General features: G+C 75.3%; 14 protein-coding genes, 1 rRNA gene, 2 pseudogenes and 1 riboswitch. Of the genes and pseudogenes, 10 read left to right on the top strand and 7 right to left on the bottom strand.

The window, feature by feature from the left end:
- The first annotated feature begins 74 nt into the window (after positions 1-74).
- Positions 75-1,259, top strand: a complete 1,185-nt coding sequence (locus L1785_RS21950; protein WP_236091380.1) for a PrsW family intramembrane metalloprotease — start codon at positions 75-77, stop codon at positions 1,257-1,259.
- 14 nt (positions 1,260-1,273) lie between these two features.
- Here L1785_RS21950 and L1785_RS21945 read toward each other — a convergent pair whose 3' ends face one another.
- From L1785_RS21945 to L1785_RS21935, 3 genes are read right to left on the bottom strand one after another with little or no spacing between them, the layout of a single operon-like run.
- Positions 1,274-2,551 (bottom strand): ABC transporter ATP-binding protein, encoded by a 1,278-nt coding sequence (locus L1785_RS21945; RefSeq protein WP_236091379.1) that lies wholly within the window; start codon positions 2,549-2,551, stop codon positions 1,274-1,276.
- Positions 2,551-4,245 (bottom strand): ABC transporter permease, encoded by a 1,695-nt coding sequence (locus L1785_RS21940; RefSeq protein WP_236091402.1) that lies wholly within the window; start codon positions 4,243-4,245, stop codon positions 2,551-2,553. The genes L1785_RS21945 and L1785_RS21940 overlap by 1 nt, the downstream gene beginning before the upstream one ends.
- A 47-nt stretch (positions 4,246-4,292) precedes the next feature.
- Positions 4,293-5,420, bottom strand: a complete 1,128-nt coding sequence (locus L1785_RS21935) for a thiamine ABC transporter substrate-binding protein (protein WP_236091378.1) — start codon at positions 5,418-5,420, stop codon at positions 4,293-4,295.
- A gap of 69 nt (positions 5,421-5,489) precedes the next feature.
- Positions 5,490-5,597, bottom strand: a riboswitch (TPP riboswitch).
- 37 nt (positions 5,598-5,634) lie between these two features.
- Here L1785_RS21935 and L1785_RS21930 point away from each other — a divergent pair.
- The gene (locus tag L1785_RS21930) at positions 5,635-5,919 is read left to right on the top strand and encodes a DUF4235 domain-containing protein (protein WP_236091377.1); all 285 of its coding nucleotides are present in this window, start codon (positions 5,635-5,637) and stop codon (positions 5,917-5,919) included.
- A gap of 38 nt (positions 5,920-5,957) precedes the next feature.
- Here the strand turns inward: L1785_RS21930 and L1785_RS21925 are convergent, their stop codons facing one another.
- Positions 5,958-6,743, bottom strand: a complete 786-nt coding sequence (locus L1785_RS21925) for a PAS and ANTAR domain-containing protein (RefSeq protein WP_236091376.1) — start codon at positions 6,741-6,743, stop codon at positions 5,958-5,960.
- 225 nt (positions 6,744-6,968) lie between these two features.
- Here L1785_RS21925 and L1785_RS21920 point away from each other — a divergent pair, with 225 nt between their 5' ends.
- The 4 genes and pseudogenes from L1785_RS21920 to L1785_RS21905 all read left to right on the top strand — a co-directional run bounded on the left by L1785_RS21920 (position 6,969) and on the right by L1785_RS21905 (position 10,595).
- The gene (locus tag L1785_RS21920; RefSeq protein ID WP_236091375.1) at positions 6,969-8,420 is read left to right on the top strand and encodes an FAD-dependent oxidoreductase; all 1,452 of its coding nucleotides are present in this window, start codon (positions 6,969-6,971) and stop codon (positions 8,418-8,420) included.
- Between the two features lie 104 nt (positions 8,421-8,524).
- Positions 8,525-9,535, top strand: a complete 1,011-nt coding sequence (locus tag L1785_RS21915) for a glycosyltransferase family 4 protein (RefSeq protein WP_236091374.1) — start codon at positions 8,525-8,527, stop codon at positions 9,533-9,535.
- Between the two features lie 227 nt (positions 9,536-9,762).
- Positions 9,763-10,224: pseudogene (gene moaC / locus L1785_RS21910) on the top strand (cyclic pyranopterin monophosphate synthase MoaC); the annotation flags it as partial.
- Between the two features lie 122 nt (positions 10,225-10,346).
- On the top strand, positions 10,347-10,595 hold the full coding sequence (locus tag L1785_RS21905) for a MoaD/ThiS family protein (RefSeq protein WP_236091373.1): 249 nt from the start codon (positions 10,347-10,349) through the stop codon (positions 10,593-10,595).
- A 14-nt stretch (positions 10,596-10,609) separates the two neighbouring features.
- Here L1785_RS21905 and L1785_RS21900 read toward each other — a convergent pair whose 3' ends face one another.
- Entirely contained in the window at positions 10,610-11,110 is a 501-nt protein-coding gene (locus L1785_RS21900) for a MogA/MoaB family molybdenum cofactor biosynthesis protein (protein ID WP_236091372.1), read from the bottom strand.
- 71 nt (positions 11,111-11,181) lie between these two features.
- Here L1785_RS21900 and L1785_RS21895 point away from each other — a divergent pair, with 71 nt between their 5' ends.
- From L1785_RS21895 to L1785_RS21880, 4 genes and pseudogenes are all read left to right on the top strand, one after another.
- Positions 11,182-11,586, top strand: coding sequence for a TOBE domain-containing protein (locus tag L1785_RS21895; RefSeq protein ID WP_236091371.1), 405 nt, complete (start codon positions 11,182-11,184; stop codon positions 11,584-11,586).
- A complete protein-coding gene (gene modA / locus L1785_RS21890) occupies positions 11,583-12,344 on the top strand; it encodes a molybdate ABC transporter substrate-binding protein (protein ID WP_236091370.1) in 762 nt (253 codons plus the stop codon). The genes L1785_RS21895 and modA overlap by 4 nt, the downstream gene beginning before the upstream one ends.
- A pseudogene (locus tag L1785_RS21885) lies at positions 12,341-13,168 on the top strand (ABC transporter permease); the annotation flags it as partial. The gene modA and the pseudogene L1785_RS21885, both read left to right, overlap by 4 nt.
- Before the next feature lie 123 nt (positions 13,169-13,291).
- Positions 13,292-13,981, top strand: a complete 690-nt coding sequence (locus tag L1785_RS21880) for a sulfate/molybdate ABC transporter ATP-binding protein (RefSeq protein WP_236091401.1) — start codon at positions 13,292-13,294, stop codon at positions 13,979-13,981.
- 27 nt (positions 13,982-14,008) lie between these two features.
- On the opposite strand, the gene L1785_RS21875 is transcribed toward L1785_RS21880, so the two are convergent.
- Together L1785_RS21875 and rrf are read right to left on the bottom strand one after the other, a co-directional pair.
- Positions 14,009-15,307 carry an AGE family epimerase/isomerase gene (locus tag L1785_RS21875; RefSeq protein WP_236091369.1) on the bottom strand — a complete coding sequence of 433 codons (1,299 nt, stop codon included), beginning with the start codon at positions 15,305-15,307 and terminating at the stop codon, positions 14,009-14,011.
- A 74-nt stretch (positions 15,308-15,381) separates the two neighbouring features.
- Positions 15,382-15,459, bottom strand: a 5S ribosomal RNA gene (gene rrf, locus L1785_RS23525); the annotation flags it as partial.

The following is a 15,459-nucleotide window of genomic DNA, read 5'->3' as shown; positions in this document are numbered from 1 at the left end:
GGGCACCCCGGCCGAGGCACCGCCCGGCGCGTTCGACCCTGCCCCGGAACGCCCGACTAGGTAGTGTCCCCGGCATGGCCATCGATCCTGACGCGATCCTGCAGGGACGCACGCCCGGCCGGGCTCCCGTCGGGGTGATCGTCGCGATCGCCGTGTCGTCGCTGTGCCTGGTCGTATCGCTCGGCTACGAGGCCTACGTCGGCGGGGCACCGTTCGTCGCCGGGACCCTGCTCGCGCTGGTGCCGCTCGGGCTGTGGCTGCCCGTCGTCCTTGCCCTCGACCGGCTCGAGCCCGAGCCGCCCAACGCCCTCGTCCTCGCGTTCCTCTGGGGCGCGGGCGTCGCGGCCCTCGGTGCGGCGATCCTCAACACGCTGGGGCTCGTCCTCGTCACGGGGCCCCTGCTCGGCGAGGTCGAGGGCTGGTACGTCACCGCCACGTTCGAGGCGCCGATCGTCGAGGAGATCCTCAAGGGCCTCGTGCTGTTCGGCATGCTGTGGTTCCGCCGCCACGAGCTCAACGGGCCGACGGACGGCGTCATCTACGCCGCCATGGTCGGGCTCGGGTTCGCCGCCGTCGAGAACGTCACGTACTACATCTCCGCCGCGGAGGTCGGCATCCTCGGCGGCACCTTCTTCGTGCGCGGCGTGCTCTCCCCGCTGCTGCACCCCCTCTTCACGTCGCTCACCGGGCTCGGTGTCACCGCCGCCGCGCTCTCCCGGCCCGGCACGAGAACGCGCCGCTTCGCGCCCCTGCTGGGGCTCCTCGGAGCGATCACGCTGCACATGCTGTGGAACGGGTCCTCTCGGTGGGGGGCCTCCGGGATCGCGTTCGCGTACCTCGTCGGGCTCGGCGTCCTCGTCGCAATCGCGGTCGTGCTGTTCCGCGACCGGCGCCGCACCGTCGGGCTCGTGCAGCACCACCTCGTGCCGTACCTGCCGACCGGGCTCGTCACCCCCGCCGACCTGCACATGCTCAGCACCCTCCGTATGCGCAGGCAGGCCCGCGAGTGGGCTCGCGCCGCCGGAGGGCCTGGCGCGGCGCGGGCGATGCGGGACTACCAGCAGGCCTCGACCGAGCTCGCCCTCCTGCACGAGCGCGTCGCCCGCGGCGCCGCCGAGCCCGTCGTCGAGGAGCGGCAGCGGCAGTCGCTGCTGGCGCTCATGCAGGTGGCACGCCAGGCGTTCCTGCAGCGGCAGCCGCATCCGCCGACGGCGCCCTGGGCGGCGGGCGGCCAGACCGGCTTCGTGCCGACGCCCTGACGCCCCGGGAGGGCTCAGCCGGCCGGCACCGTCGCACAGCCCGCCGGATCGAGGGCGACCGTCACGGTGTCGCCCGTCACCGGCAATCCCCCGCCCGAGCGAGGGCCCACCGGGGTGACGAGGGCGCCGGGGGCGACCGGTCCGACGTCGGACAGCGCGACGAGCCGCTCGGTGCCGGCGCCGAGGTCGACGTCGACCGTGACCTCGACCCGGCCGCGCCGGAACGCCGTGGCGACCACGGCCGCCTCCCAGCGCAGGCCGGGCAGCGTGGCGCGTGCCGGGTTGTCCAGCCCGCAGAGGACGCGCAGCCCCGCCGGTCCGACGGCGACCAGCCGGTCGCCCGAGCCGCCGGGCTCGCGCTCGCCCGGTCCGTCCGCAGCGGCGCTGTCCGCACCTGGGCGGCCCGTCGTCCCGGCGAGCCCCTCCGGGACGAACGCCTGGTAGCCGAGGAACTCCGCGACGCGCCGGGACGCCGGCGCCCCCCAGAGCTCCGCCGGCGGCGCGACCTGCAGCAGCCTGCCGCGGTCCATGACGGCGACGCGGTCGGCGACGGCGAAGGCCTCGTCGTGATCGTGCGTGACGAACACGGCCGTGGTCCGGGTCGCGACGAGCACCTCGCGCAGCTCGGCGGCGAGGCGCTCGCGCAGGCCGCGGTCGAGCGCCGAGAGCGGCTCGTCGAGCAGCAGCAGGCGCGGCCTCGGCGCGAGCGCGCGGGCGAGCGCGACGCGCTGGCGCTCGCCGCCAGACAGGGTCGCGACGGCGCGGGGTCCGTAGCCGTCGAGGCCGACGTCGGACAGGAGCTCCGCGACCCGCGCCGCCCGCTCCGCCCGCGGGACTCCGGCAGCCTCCAGCCCGTAGGCGACATTCCGGGAGACGTCGCGGTGCGGGAAGAGCTGGCCGTCCTGGAACATGAGGCCGAACCCGCGCCGGTGCACGGGAACGCCGGCCAGGTCGTCGCCGCCGAAGACGACGCGACCGCCCGCGAGCGGCTCCAGCCCGGCGACGGCCCGCAGCAGGGACGACTTGCCGCACCCGCTGGGGCCGAGCAGGGCGACGACCTCGCCCGGGGCGACGCTCAGGGACACGCCGTCGACGGCGGTCGTCCCGGCGCGCCCGCGTCGCCCGCCGTACCGCACGACGGCGGAGGTCACCTCGAGCCCGGCCCCGTCACCGACCGCAGGACCCACCTGGGCGGCCGCCGGTCCGGGACGCGCCGGCTCGCCCACGACCCGGCCGGCCTCGCCCGGTCCTGCCTCGGCGCGTTCTGCCTCGCGCGGTGCTGTGTCGCGCATCAGAGCTCCTCTCCTGCGCGGTCGCCGCGCAGCCGTTCCGCCAGCATCATCACCGACGCGGTGAGCGCCGCGAGGACCACGGAGGCCGCGAGCGCCATCCCGTAGTTCTCGGCGCCGGGCCGTCCGATCAGGCGGAAGATGACGACGGGAAGGGTCGCGGCGTCGGGCCGGGCGAGGAACGACGTCGCGCCGAACTCCCCGAGGGACACGGCGAACGCGAACCCGACCGCGAGGCCGAGAGACCGGGCGGCGAGCGGGACGTCGACGGTGCGCAGCACCCGCCCGGGCGCGGAGCCCAGGACGGCCGCGACCTCACGCAGCCGCGGGTCGACGGCCCGCAGCACCGGCAGCACGGTCCGCACGACGAGCGGCACGGCGACGACGGCCTGCGCGATCGGGACGAGCGCGCCAGAGGTGCGCAGGTCGAACGGGATCCCGAGGGGCCGGTCGAGCGTGACGAAGAACCCGAAGCCGACGGTCACGGCCGAGACGCCGAGGGGCAGCATGAACGCCGCGTCGAGCAGTGCGACGGCACGCCGCGCACCGTGCGCCCGCGGCCGGCGGGACACCACGAGCGCGACGAGCCCGCCGACCACGACGGCGATCAGCGTCGCCCACAGCGCGGTCCGCACCGAGTTGCCGAGCGCTTCCCACACGGTGACGACCAGCGCGTTGCGCTCGCCGGTGGTGCCGAGCGCGACGTAGTTGGACAGACCCCACTCGCCCGTGGGCCCGCGGAACGACCGGGCGACCAGCCCGGCGAGCGGCAGCACCATGAGCCCGCCCACGATCGCGAGGCTGACCAGCAGCACCAGCGCGTCGGCGGGAGTCCACCGCAGCGGGCGGGCGGCGGAGACGTCGCTCACGAGCGACAGGGCGGCCTCGCGGCGGGCACGCGCCCTGCCGGAGACGAACAGCGCGAGCGTCACGACGACGAGCTGCAGCACCGACAGCACGGACGCGGACCGCAGGTCGAGGAACTGGGTGGTGCGCACCCAGATCTCGGTCTCGATGGTGCCGAACCGCACACCGCCGAGCACGAGCACCACCCCGAACGCGGTGGCGCAGAACAGGAACACGACGGACGCGGCGGACGCGATCGCGGGGCCGAGCGACGGGAGCGTGACCGTCCGCAGCACCCGCCACGGCGAGGCGCCCAGGGCCGCAGCGGCCTGCTCGGCGCGGGGGTCGAGCCGCTCCCACAGCCCCCCGACGGTCCGGACCACGACCGACACGTTGAAGAAGACGAGCGCGACGACGATCCCGGCGAGCGACTCCTCGAGTCCCCAGGCACCGAGCAGCCCGGAGTGCACGAACAGCGTGCGGAACGCGACGCCCACCACCACGGTCGGCAGCACGAACGGCACGGTGACGAGACCACGCAGAAGCGTCCGCCCCGGGAACGACCGCCGGTACAGCGTGTACGCCAGGGGCAGGCCCAGCAGCACGGAGAGCGCGGTGCCGAGAGTGGCCTGCCCGAGGGTCAGGCCCACGAGCCGCCACGTCCGCGGACGGCCCAGGACCTCGCCGAACCCGCCGAGATCGAGCGCCCCGTCGGTCACGAACCCGCGCGCCACCAGCGACACGACGGGCCAGGCGAAGAACACGCCGAGGAAGAGCAGGGGCACGCCGACGGCGAGCCCCCAGGCGGCAGCCGGGCCGACCAGGACACGGGTTGCGGAATGAGCCCGCATTCCGCGACCCACGTCCTGGTCGGCGGCCCCGGCGTCCGTGGTCAGGCTCAGCCGATCGTTGCCGCGGTCCACCGGTCGATCCACTCGTCACGGTTCGCGGACACGTCCGCGGGGTCGACGGTGAACGGCGCCGGCGCGAGCGGCGCGAACTGCGTCCACTCGGCGGGCAGCTCGATCGAGTTGTCGGCCGGGTACATGTACATGGAGCCGGGCACGTCGGCCTGGACGTCGGCGGAGAGCAGGAAGTCGACGAGCGCCTGCGCGCCGGCCTCGTCGTCGGTCCCGGCGAGGACGCCGGCGTACTCGACCTGGCGGAAGCAGGTGTCGAGCAGGGCGGTCGTCGTGGTGGCAGACCCGTCCTCGGTCACCGTGAACGCGGGCGACGTGGCGTACGACAGCACGAGCGGGCGGGTGCCGCCCTCGGCGCCGGAGAAGTCGACGTAGTACGCGTCCTCCCAGGAGTCGACGACCTTCACGCCGTTGCCCGCGAGCGACGTCCAGTACTCCTCGAACCCGTCCTCGCCGAACGCGCCGATGGTGGCCAGCAGGAACGCGAGCCCGGGCGACGACGTGGCCGGGTTCTCCACGACGAGCAGGTCCTTGTACTCCGGCTTGGCGAGGTCCTCGAGGGTCACGGGCAGGGCCAGGCCGTTCGACTCGAACCAGGCGGTGTCGGCGTTGACGCACACGTCCCCGAGGTCGACGGGCGTGAGCGCACCGTCACCGAGCTGCTCCGGCACGTCCCGGTCCGCCCAGCCCTCGGGCGTGTACGGCTGCAGCACGCCCGCGTCGATCGCGCGCGACGCGAACGTGTTGTCGATGCCGTAGACGACGTCGCCGAGCGGCGCGTCCTTCGTCAGCACGAGCTGGTTCACGAGCGTGCCGGCATCGCCCGCGGCGACGGTCTCGACGGTCAGGCCCGACTCCTCCTCGAAGGCGGCGAGCAGTCCGTCGGACAGCGCGAACGAGTCGTGCGTCACGAGGGTCACGGTGCCCGACGGCGAAGCGTCGGCCTCTGTACCCGTCTCGCCCTGGTCACCGGACGAGCAGGCGGCGAGGGTGAGGACCAGCGCGAGGCCGGCCGCCGTCGGACGGGCAGCGCGTGAGGCGAGGCGCATGGCCGAGGCGCGTGCCCGGCGTCGGGCCGCTTCGAAGGCTGCGGGGGTGGTCGTCATGATGATGGTTCCTCCTCAAGGATCGAGAAGGGGGCCTTGCCGACGACCCCTCCGCGGGGTCGCGGGCAGGGATCGAGAAGCCCGACTTCCTCCACCGGTGCTAACCGGATCAGGTTCGAGGGTCTGCGGCGGTCCGCACTCTCAGCGCCCTCTCGAGGCGCTCCCCTGTCGTTCCTGGGAAGCCTACCCACACGCCACGGGCTACCGTGAGGGGGTGGCTGATAATGAGACGGAACAGACACTTGCCGTGAAGATCGGCACCATCGCACTCACGTTCGCCGCCGGGTGGGCGGCCCAGAAGGCCGTGGGCCTGATCTGGAAGCGCGTGACGGGCAAGCCGGCACCGACGAAGGCCGACGATCCCGAGCTGAGCCTGGTCCAGGCCACCGTGTTCGCCGCCGTGGCCGCCGGGACGGCGGTGCTCGTCAAGCGCATGGCGGCCAAGGGCGCCGGCCGGGTGGCGGCCCGCATCGCGGGCAAGGCCCGCGCAGCGGTCTGACCCGGCCGCGGCCCGGCTGAGAGTCAGTCCACGTCCGGTCAGTCCACGTCGTCCCGCCGGCGTCGACGACGCCGCGTCAGCAGCGGGTCGTGGCCGCGCGGCCGGTCGACCGGGTGGATCGCCGCAAAGGCGCTCACCAGGGCGTCCTCGGCGGCGGCGTCCATCCCACCGGCCGCCGTCAGGGCGTCCGCCACCTGCGCGGCGGCCAGGCGCACGGGGACGCTCGCGGCCGAGGCTGCTTCGACGAGAAGGCGCGTGGCCTTCTCCTCGTCCACGCCGCGTACTGCCATGATCGCTCCCTTCGCCTGTTCCACGACCGCCTGGTTGACGAACGCGCGGGTCACCGCGCGGTCCGCCTCCCGGCCGAGGACCTCGCGCTGGATCGGGCTCACGTCCACGACGTATCCGGCGATCTCGGCCGAGCGTCCGTTCGGGTCGCGTCGACCCTGTCCGGTGACGACTATCGACCGGGCACGGCCGTGGCCGTCGACGATGCGGTGCCCGCACGCGAACGGGCGCCCGACGCGCAGGGCTTCGGTCGCGGCGCGGACGACGCGGCTGCGATCGTCGGGGTGCTTGCGCGAGCGCAGGGCGTCGAGGCCTGGTTCGACCTCTCCCGGCTCCCAGCCGTGCATCGCGTACACCTCGTCCGACCACCACCAGCTGCCGGTTCCGAGCTCCACGCGGTAGCGACCGACGAGCAGGTTCGCGCCGAGACCCAGTGCCTCGGAAAGGTCGGCGGCGGTCACCGCCGGGTGGACCGGCTCGGTCTCGAGGGGGGCGCTGCTGCTGTCGGGGCCCGCCCGGTGCGAGATGGTGGTCACGGAAACCTCCCAGATCCGCGGGGTCTGGGGCCACTTCATGACTCCGTGCCGCCAGTTTAGCCGTCCGGTCCGGTTCCGTCGCGTGCGGTTTCGAGCGGACGTCACCTGTGTCAGCGTTGATCGGGCGGCCTCGAGACCTGTGGGTCGCCCGTCACCCCGCAGGAGGTGCGCTGTGAGCGAAGCCAGCGGCACGACGCCGTACGACCCTGACCAGGGCCCCGACCTGTGAGCACCACCGCGGCGCCCCCCGCCCCGACGGCAGCACCGGAGGCGATGGCGCCACCGGAGCCCGCGCCGGAGCCCGCCGGCCTGTACGAGCCCGGTCCCCTGCGGGCCGACGTCGTCGTGGTCGGCGGCGGCATGACCGGCACCGTGACGGCGCTCCTGCTCGCGGAGGGCGGCGCGGACGTCGTGGTCCTCGACGCCCGTCCGGCGAGGACCACGGCCACGGCGAGGTCCACCGGGAAGCTGACCGTCCTGCAGGGCACCCGTCTGGCGCGCGTGGCACGGCACGGGGACGAGGTGCTCGCCTCGTACGTGGCGGCAGGCTTCGCCGGCATCGGCTGGCTGCGCCGCGCCCTGGGTGACCTCGGCGTCGTCGTCGAGAACCGCGACGACCTCACCGTCGCCGGCACACCCGAGCAGGTCGAACCGGTCGACGCGGTGCTGCAGGCGTGCGCCCGGATCGGTCTCGCGGCCGAGTGGGAGGACGACCCGCCGGTGCCGTCACCCGCCTTCGGGGCGGTCCGCCTGCCGGGGCAGGCGCAGGTCGACCCCATGGCCGCGCTCACCGCGCTGCGCCGCCTCCTGCGGACGCGCGGCGTGCCCGTGCACGACGGCGTCCGGGTCCGGGAGGTGCGCCGCACCCCCTCGGGCGTCGCGCTCCGGACGAGCCGCGGGACCGTGCGCGCGGGTCACGTCGTGCTCGCCACCGGCGTCCCGCCCGGCGTGTACGGCGGGCTCGTCCTGCGGCTCGAGGCGCACCGCTCCTACCTGACGTCGTGGGAGCTCGCGCCCGGCGCCGCCCTGCCGGACGGCTTCGCCATGACCATGTCGATCACCGCGGGCGAGCCGGTGCGGTCCCTGCGCACCGCGGGCGACCTGCTGGTCGTGGGCGGCGAGGGGCACGTCGTCGGACGGGAGCCCGATCCCCGGGCGCGCCTGGACACGCTCGACGCGTGGACCCGCCGGCACTTCCCCGTCGCGACCCGGCGCCACGCCTGGGCCGCGCAGGACTACGCGACCGACACCGGCCTGCCGTTCATCGGGGCCGCGCTGCCCGGCGACGACCGCGTGCTGGTCGCCACCGGGTACGCCAAGTGGGGCCTCGTCACCGCCGCGGCCGCCGGGATCACGCTGTCGGGTCGGCTGCTCGGGGTCCCGGTCGACTGGGAGCCCGTCCTCGAGCCGTGGGCACGGCTCCCGCGTCCGCGCCAGGCGAGCGCACGTACGCTGAGCAGGCAGGTCGCCGGGTGGGCCCAGGCGGCGAGCCGGCCGACGGGCAGGGCGCCCGTCGAGGGGGCGGCGCGGGTGTCGCGCGTGTGCCCCCACTTCGGCGGCGTCGTGGCCTGGAACGAGCTCGAGAAGTCGTGGGACTGCCCGGTCCACGGGTCGCGCTTCGGCCCCGACGGGGTGCTGTGCGAGGGTCCCGCGACCAAGGATCTGTCGCCCGCCTGAGAAGCGGTTCGGAGTGCGAGGGGCATGGAAACGGGCTCCGACGCCGTGGCTCGCCTCGCGCAGCTCGCTCGCCGCGCCCAGAGTTGGGCCCAGGGGGTGACCGCATGAGGATTCTGCTCTGGCACGTGCACGGGTCGTGGACGACGGCGTTCGTCCAGGGCCCCCACGAGTACCTGGTGCCCGTGCTGCCGGGCCGCCCCGCCGACGGGCGGGGGCGGGCGCGCACCTGGGACTGGCCGCCGTCCGTCCGCGAGGTGTCCCCCGGAGCGGTGCGCCGCGCGTTCGACGCCGGCGAGATCGACGTCGTGGTGCTGCAGCGCCCGCACGAGGTGGACCTGGTCGAGGAGTGGACCGGACGCCGCGTGGGCCTCGACGTGCCCGCCGTGTACCTGGAGCACAGCACGCCCGCCGGGCCTGCCGCCGAGACCCGCCACCCCGTGGCCGACCTCGACGTCGTCCGTTCGGGGCACGTGCCGATCGTGCACGTGACCGCGTTCAACGCGCTCATGTGGGACACCGGCCGCGCCCAGACCTACGTGATCGACCACGGCGTGCCCGACCCCGGCGTCCTCGCGACCGGCGAGCGCCCTCACCTCGCCCTCGTCGTCAACGAGCCGGTCCGGCGCTGGCGGGTCGCGGGCACCGACGTGCTGCTCCGCATCGCCCGGGACGTCCCCATGGAGGTCTACGGGATGGGGACCGAGGCGCTCGCGCCCCACCTCGCCGCGCAGTCCGACGTCGGGGCCGCGTCCGCCGAACGCCTCTACGACCACCCGCAGTCCGTGCTCCACGAGCGGCTGGCCGGCGCCCGCGCCTACCTGCACCCGTTCCGCTGGACGAGCCTCGGCCTCTCGCTGCTGGAGGCGATGGCCGTCGGCCTGCCGGTGCTGGCCCTGCCGGTCACGGCCGCGCACGAGGCGGTCCCGCCCCACGCCGGGTTCCTCAGCGCCAACCCCGCCGAGCTCGTCGCCGTCGCGCTCCGCTGGCTCGCCGACCCGGGCGAGGCCGCCGCCATCGGCAAGGCCGCGCGTGACCACGTGCTCACGCGCTACCCGCTCGACCGCTTCCTCGACCGCTGGAACGACCTGCTCCACCGGGACGTGACGCCATGCTGATCGGCATGGGCTCGGAGCACGAGGCGCTCGGCGCCGAAGAGGTCGCCGCGGCGTGCGACACCCTCCTGGCCGGGACCGCCACGGCGGCGTGACGTCCGCCGTGACGGCCCCGGGACCCGGCCGGGCGCGCGTCGTCCTCTGCGCCGATCGTCCTGCAGCCCGGTCTCGATCGCTCCTTCCACGGTGCGCCGGTCTCGAGGAGCTCGCACCCGTGCGATCCTGGGTACGTGGAGCTCACGCACCTCGACGAGCGGGGTCAGGCCCGCATGGTCGACGTCACGTCCAAGCAACCGACGGTCAGGTCCGCCACTGCGACAGGCCGCGTGCTGTGCGGCCCAGATGTGGTCGCAGCGCTGCGCGACGAGACCGTCCCGAAGGGCGACGTCCTGGCCGTCGCCCGCGTCGCGGGCATCGCCGCGACCAAGCGCACCCCCGAGCTGCTCCCGCTGGCGCACGTCATCGGCGTGCACGGTGTCGTGGTCGACCTCACCGTGGCCGACCACGGCGTCGACATCACGGCCACCGTCCGCACCGCCGACCGCACCGGCGTCGAGATGGAGGCCCTGACCGCCGTCGCGGTCGCCGGCCTCGCCGTCGTCGACATGGTCAAGGGCCTCGACAAGTCGGTCGTCCTGACCGACGTGCAGCTCGTCGCCAAGACGGGCGGCAAGTCCGGCGACTGGCACCGGTACGGCTTCGCGGCGGCGGGCGCGGGGGCGGGCGACGAACCCGCCACCGAGGCGGGCGCCGGGACCGAGGCGGACGCCCGGCCGCTCGCGGTCGTCGCCGCCGGCGGCGCCTCGGGGGCCTGATGGTCACCGTCCGGTACTTCGCCGGCGCGCGCGAGGCGGCGGGAGTCTCCGCGGAGCCCGTGGACCTGGGCGGCCCGACGACGACGGTCGGCGGCCTGCGCGCGTCCCTCGCCTCCCGGCACCCGGCCCTGGGCCCGGTGCTCCCCAGGTGCGCGCTGCTCGTGGCCGGGGCCCGCGCGGCGTCCGACGACGCGGTGGTCCCGGACGGCGTGACCGTGGACGTGCTCCCGCCCTTCGCCGGGGGCTGACGGCGGACGAGGGATCAGTGGTCCCCGCCGTCGAGCTGTGCCTTGACGTGGGGCCACAGCGGGAGCACGACGGCGGCCCCGTCGCGCGCGCCGCCGGTCGAGCCCGGCAGGTTCACGACGAGGGCGCGCCGCCCGTCGCCCGCCCGGGCGAGGCCGGCGAGCCCCCGCGACAGCACCGCCGTCGGGACGCCCGCCGACGCGCCGAGCGAGCGGATCGCCTCCGCGACGCCCGGGACCTCGGCCTCCAGCACCTCGCGCGTGCCCTCGGGCGTCAGGTCACGCGGCGACACGCCGGTGCCGCCGGTGGTCAGAACCAGCCGCGCCCCCTGCGCGAGCACCGACGTGAGGGCCTCGCGGACGGAGGCCACGCCGTCGGGCACGACGAGCGTCACCACGTCGCCCCCCAGGCCCGCCTCCTCGACGAGCCGCACGAGGAGCGGGCCCGACCGGTCCTCGGCCTCGCCGCGTGAGCAGCGGTCGGAGACTGTGACGACGGCGACGCGGTCGGGGGTCATCCGGCCATTGTCCTTGACGGACCTTCGAACAGGGGTGTGCCATCCGCATCTGCGCCGATAGAGTCATCCTCATGACGCAGCTGCGGATCAAGGAGGCGGCGGCGTTGCTCGGCGTCAGTGACGACACGCTGCGCCGGCGCATCGATGCCGGCGATCTGGCCGCCACGACCGACGCCGCCGGCCGGCACGTGGTCGACGGTGCCGACCTCGCGCGGCTGGCGCTGGACCAGGCCCGCTCCGCGCCCGACCCGTCCGCGGTCGCGCGGTCCGCGCGGAACAGGTTCGTCGGCCTCGTCACCGAGGTCGTCAGCGATCGCGTCATGTCGCAGGTGGACATGATCTGCGGCGGTCAGCGGGTGGTCTCGCTGATGAGCACCGAGGCCGTCCGCGAGCTCGGTCTGCGGCCCGGCAGCCTCGCGGTCGCCGTGGTCAAGGCGACGAACGTCGTCGTCGAGATTCCTGGGGGTACGTCATGACCGTCGGACGTGCGTTGGCCCCCCTGCTGGGTGTCGCCCTGGTGCTCGGAGGCTGCGCGCCGTCGTCGGGCAGCGCGACCGGGGACGACCAGAGGCTGACGGTGCTGGCCGCGGCCTCGCTCCGCCAGGTGTTCGACGATCTGGCGGCCGAGTTCGAGGCGTCACGCCCGGGGGTCGAGGTCATCGTGTCGTACGCGGGTTCGGCCGACCTCGCCGACCAGGTCCTGGCGGGTGCCCCCGCCGACCTGCTCGCGACAGCCGACGAGCGGACGATGGCCCGCGTCGAGGAGGGCGGCGACGTCGCCGGGCCGGTCGTCTTCGCCACCAACACCCTCACCGTCGTGACCCCGCCCGACGACCCGGCCGGGGTCGCCTCGTTCGCAGACCTCGCCCGGGACGACGTCGACGTCGTCGTCTGCGCGCCCGAGGTGCCGTGCGGCGCCGCGACCGACGAGGTCGCGCAGGCCGCCGGCGTGACGATCCACCGGGTCAGCGAGGAGCCCAGCGTCACCGACGTGCTGGCCAAGATCACCGCGGGCGAGGCCGACGCCGGGCTCGTGTACGTCACCGACGCGGCCCTCGCCGGCGACGGCCTGCGCGTCGTCGCGACGCCCGAGGCCGAGGCCGCCGTCAACAGGTACCCGGTCGCCGTGCTCACCCGTGCCGGTCAGCCGGACCTCGCCCGCGACTGGGTCGAGCTCGTCACGAGCGAGGCGGGACGCGACGTGCTGGCCGGGGCGGGGTTCGGGCTGCCGTGACGGACGCCCAGCGGGGGCTCGCGTCGCGCTGGTCGGGCTCCGACGGCGTGCCGCGGTGGGTGCTCCTGCCCGCGGGCGTGGGTGCGCTCCTCGTGGTGCTGCCCGTCGTCGCCCTGGTGACCCGGGCAGACTTCGCCGGGTTCTGGGACCTGGTGACGGCGCCCGGCGCCCGGGACGCGCTGTGGCTGTCTCTGCGGACGTCCGCCGCAGCCACGGTGCTCTGCCTGCTGCTCGGGGTCCCCATGGCGCTCGTGCTCGCCCGCTTCCACTTCCCGGGGCGACGCCTCGCACGTGCCCTGGTGCTGCTGCCGCTCGTGCTGCCGCCGGTGGTGGGCGGCCTGGCGCTGCTGACCCTGCTGGGCCGGCGGGGGCTGCTCGGCGAGCTCCTGCCGTTCCAGGTGCCGTTCACGACGGCGGCGGCGGTCGTGGCGCAGACCTTCGTGGCGCTGCCCTTCCTCGTCCTGACGCTCGAGGGGGCGCTGCGCACCCTCGACACCGCGCACGAGGACGTCGCCGCCACGCTCGGGGCCAGGCCCGCGCGCATCCTGCGCGTGGTGACGCTCCCCCGGCTGCGGCCCGCGCTCGCGTCGGGGACGGTCCTCGCGTTCGCCCGTGCGCTCGGCGAGTTCGGGGCCACGCTGACGTTCGCGGGCGCCCTGCAGGGCGTCACGCAGACGCTCCCGCTCGAGATCTACCTGGCCCGGTCGGCAGACCCGGACGCGGCGGTCGCGCTGTCGCTCGTGCTCGTCGTCGTCGCGCTGGCGATCATCGTCGCGGCACACGGCCCGTGGCCGACGGCGCGCGAGCCGCGGGCGGGCGCGGAGCCGGTGTCCGGCGCGGCCGCCGGGCGGCCGGCGGCCGCTGCCCCGGCCTACGTCGCGCCAACGGGGAAGGCGCCGCCCGCCGCGGTGCCGCTGCACCTGCGGGTACGGGTGCCGGAGCGGGGCATGGACATCACGCTGGACGTGGCGCCCGGCGAGGTGGTCGCGCTGCTCGGCCCGAACGGGGCGGGCAAGTCGACGCTGCTCCAGGCGGTGGCGGGCCTCCTCGACCCGGCTCGCGGCGAGGTGGTCGTCGCGCTCGGTGACCGCGTCCTCGCCGACACCGCCGCGGGCGTCCGGGTACCCGCACGTGACCGCGGCGTCGGCTGGCTGGGCCAACGGGCGCTGCTGCTCGACAACCTGACGGTGCTGGACAACGTCGCGTTCGGTCCGGCGTCGCGCGGGACCGGAGGGGCCAGCGCCCGTGCGGCGGCCGCGCGGCAGCTGGAGGCCGTCGGCGCGGAGCACGTCGCCGGCCGGCACCCGCGTGAGCTGTCCGGCGGGCTGGCCCAGCGGGTCGCCGTCGCGCGGGCGCTGGCGACCGAGCCGGTCGTCCTGCTCGTCGACGAACCGTTCGCCGCGCTCGACGTGGACTCGGTGGCGCAGGTGCGCGCGCTGCTCCGCGCCACCCACGACGCCGCTCCCCGCACGACCCTCCTCGTCACGCACGACGCCGCCGACGTCGCCGCCCTCGCCGACCGGGTCGTGGTGCTGGACCGCGGGCGGGTGGTCGAGGACGGGCCGGTGGACCGCGTGCTCGCTCGGCCGGAGTCCCCCTTCGCGCGCCGCCTGCTCAGCCCCTCGGCGCCGAGCTAGAACCCGCCGGAGCGGTGTCCGGGCGGGTCAGGGGGCCAGGATCTCGCCCGCCTGCTTCGCCGAGGCGGCGAACGAGCCGGTGAGCGGCAGCTCCGGGAGGATCACGGCCTGGGCCGCGTGGTAGACGTCGGGCTTGCCGATCCACGTCCGGCCCGACGGCACGTTGGACGTGTCGAGCTCGTGGTGCCAGGAGCCGCGCTCGGTGTCGACGAGGTACCTGCGGATCCACACCCACCACCGCTCGGCGAGCTCGGCGTAGCGCGACGAGCCGGTCACGCGGTGCAGCACGTCCGCCGCCGCGACGGCCTCGGCCGCGACCCAGTGGAAGCGCCGTGGCTCGACGGGGGTGCCCTGCCAGTCGGTCGTGTAGACGAAGCCGCCGCCCAGCGGATCCCACCCGTCGGTGACAGCGCGGTCGAAGAGCGCTTCCGCGGCCACGGTCCGCATGCCGGGCGTGCCCCCCTCGGCGTCGAGCTGAAGGAGCAGCCGCGCCCACTCGAGCCCGTGGCCGGGGGTTGCGCCGTAGGGCTTGAACTGGTCGCGCGGGCGGTCCGCGTTGTACTCGAGCTGCGGCTCCCAGGCCGCGTCGAAGTGCTCGGGGAGGCGCCACGCGTTCGCCTCGGCCCAGGCGATCACGCGGTCGCCGATCGACCGCGCACGCTCGATCCACTCCCGGTCGCCGGTGGCGCCGTGGGCCGCGAGCAGCGCCTCGACGGCGTGCATGTTCGCGTTGACGCCCCGGTAGGGGTCGACGACCGACCAGTCCCGCGACCGCTCGTCCAGGTGAAGCCGGTGCTCTGGCTCCCAGAACCGCTCGTCGAGGGTACGCAGCGCCTGCTCGAGGAGAGCCGGGGCGCCGGCGATGCCGGCGAGCGAACCGGACGACGCGGCCAGCACCACGAAGGCATGGGCATAGGCCTGCTTGCGCCCGACGACGGCGTCCGCCTCCGGGCCCCTGCCAGCCACCCAGCCGCCGAACTCCTGGTCGGCGAGAACGTCGGTCAGGCCGCGCAACGCCAGGTCTGCGCGCTCCCGGGCACCGGGAACGCCCAGCAGAGACCCGAATGCGAACGTGTGCGCCATGCGGGAGGTGATCCAGGTCTCCACCGGGTGCGACGCGTCGCGAACGCCGTCGTCATCCAGCCACTGGGCCGCGCCGTCGGGTCGCAGCGAGCCCGCCGCGAAGTCAAGAAGGCCGGCGAAGTGCTCCCGCCGCCAGGCCGAGGCGCCGGCCTGCTCGTCGGCCGACACATCGGCCGGCACAGCGGCCGAAGGGGCGATCTGTTCGGGAAGGCCCGCCCCAGCGGGGGCCTGGTCATTACGCACCCGGCAAGGATAGCCACGGGTGCGGAAATGCGTGAAGGCCCGCACCGGGGGGTGCGGGCCTTCACGTGAAGGGTGTTCGGCGGCGTCCTACTCTCCCACCCCGTCACCAGGGCAGTACCATCGGCGCTGAAGGGCTGAGCTTCCGGGTTCGG

Source organism: Antribacter soli (genome assembly GCF_021568775.1).
In the GTDB taxonomy this organism is placed as follows: Bacteria; Actinomycetota; Actinomycetes; order Actinomycetales; family Cellulomonadaceae; genus Antribacter; species Antribacter soli.
The sequence above is the reverse complement of the archived record's forward strand: the minus strand, read 5'-3'. Positions and strand labels throughout refer to the sequence as shown.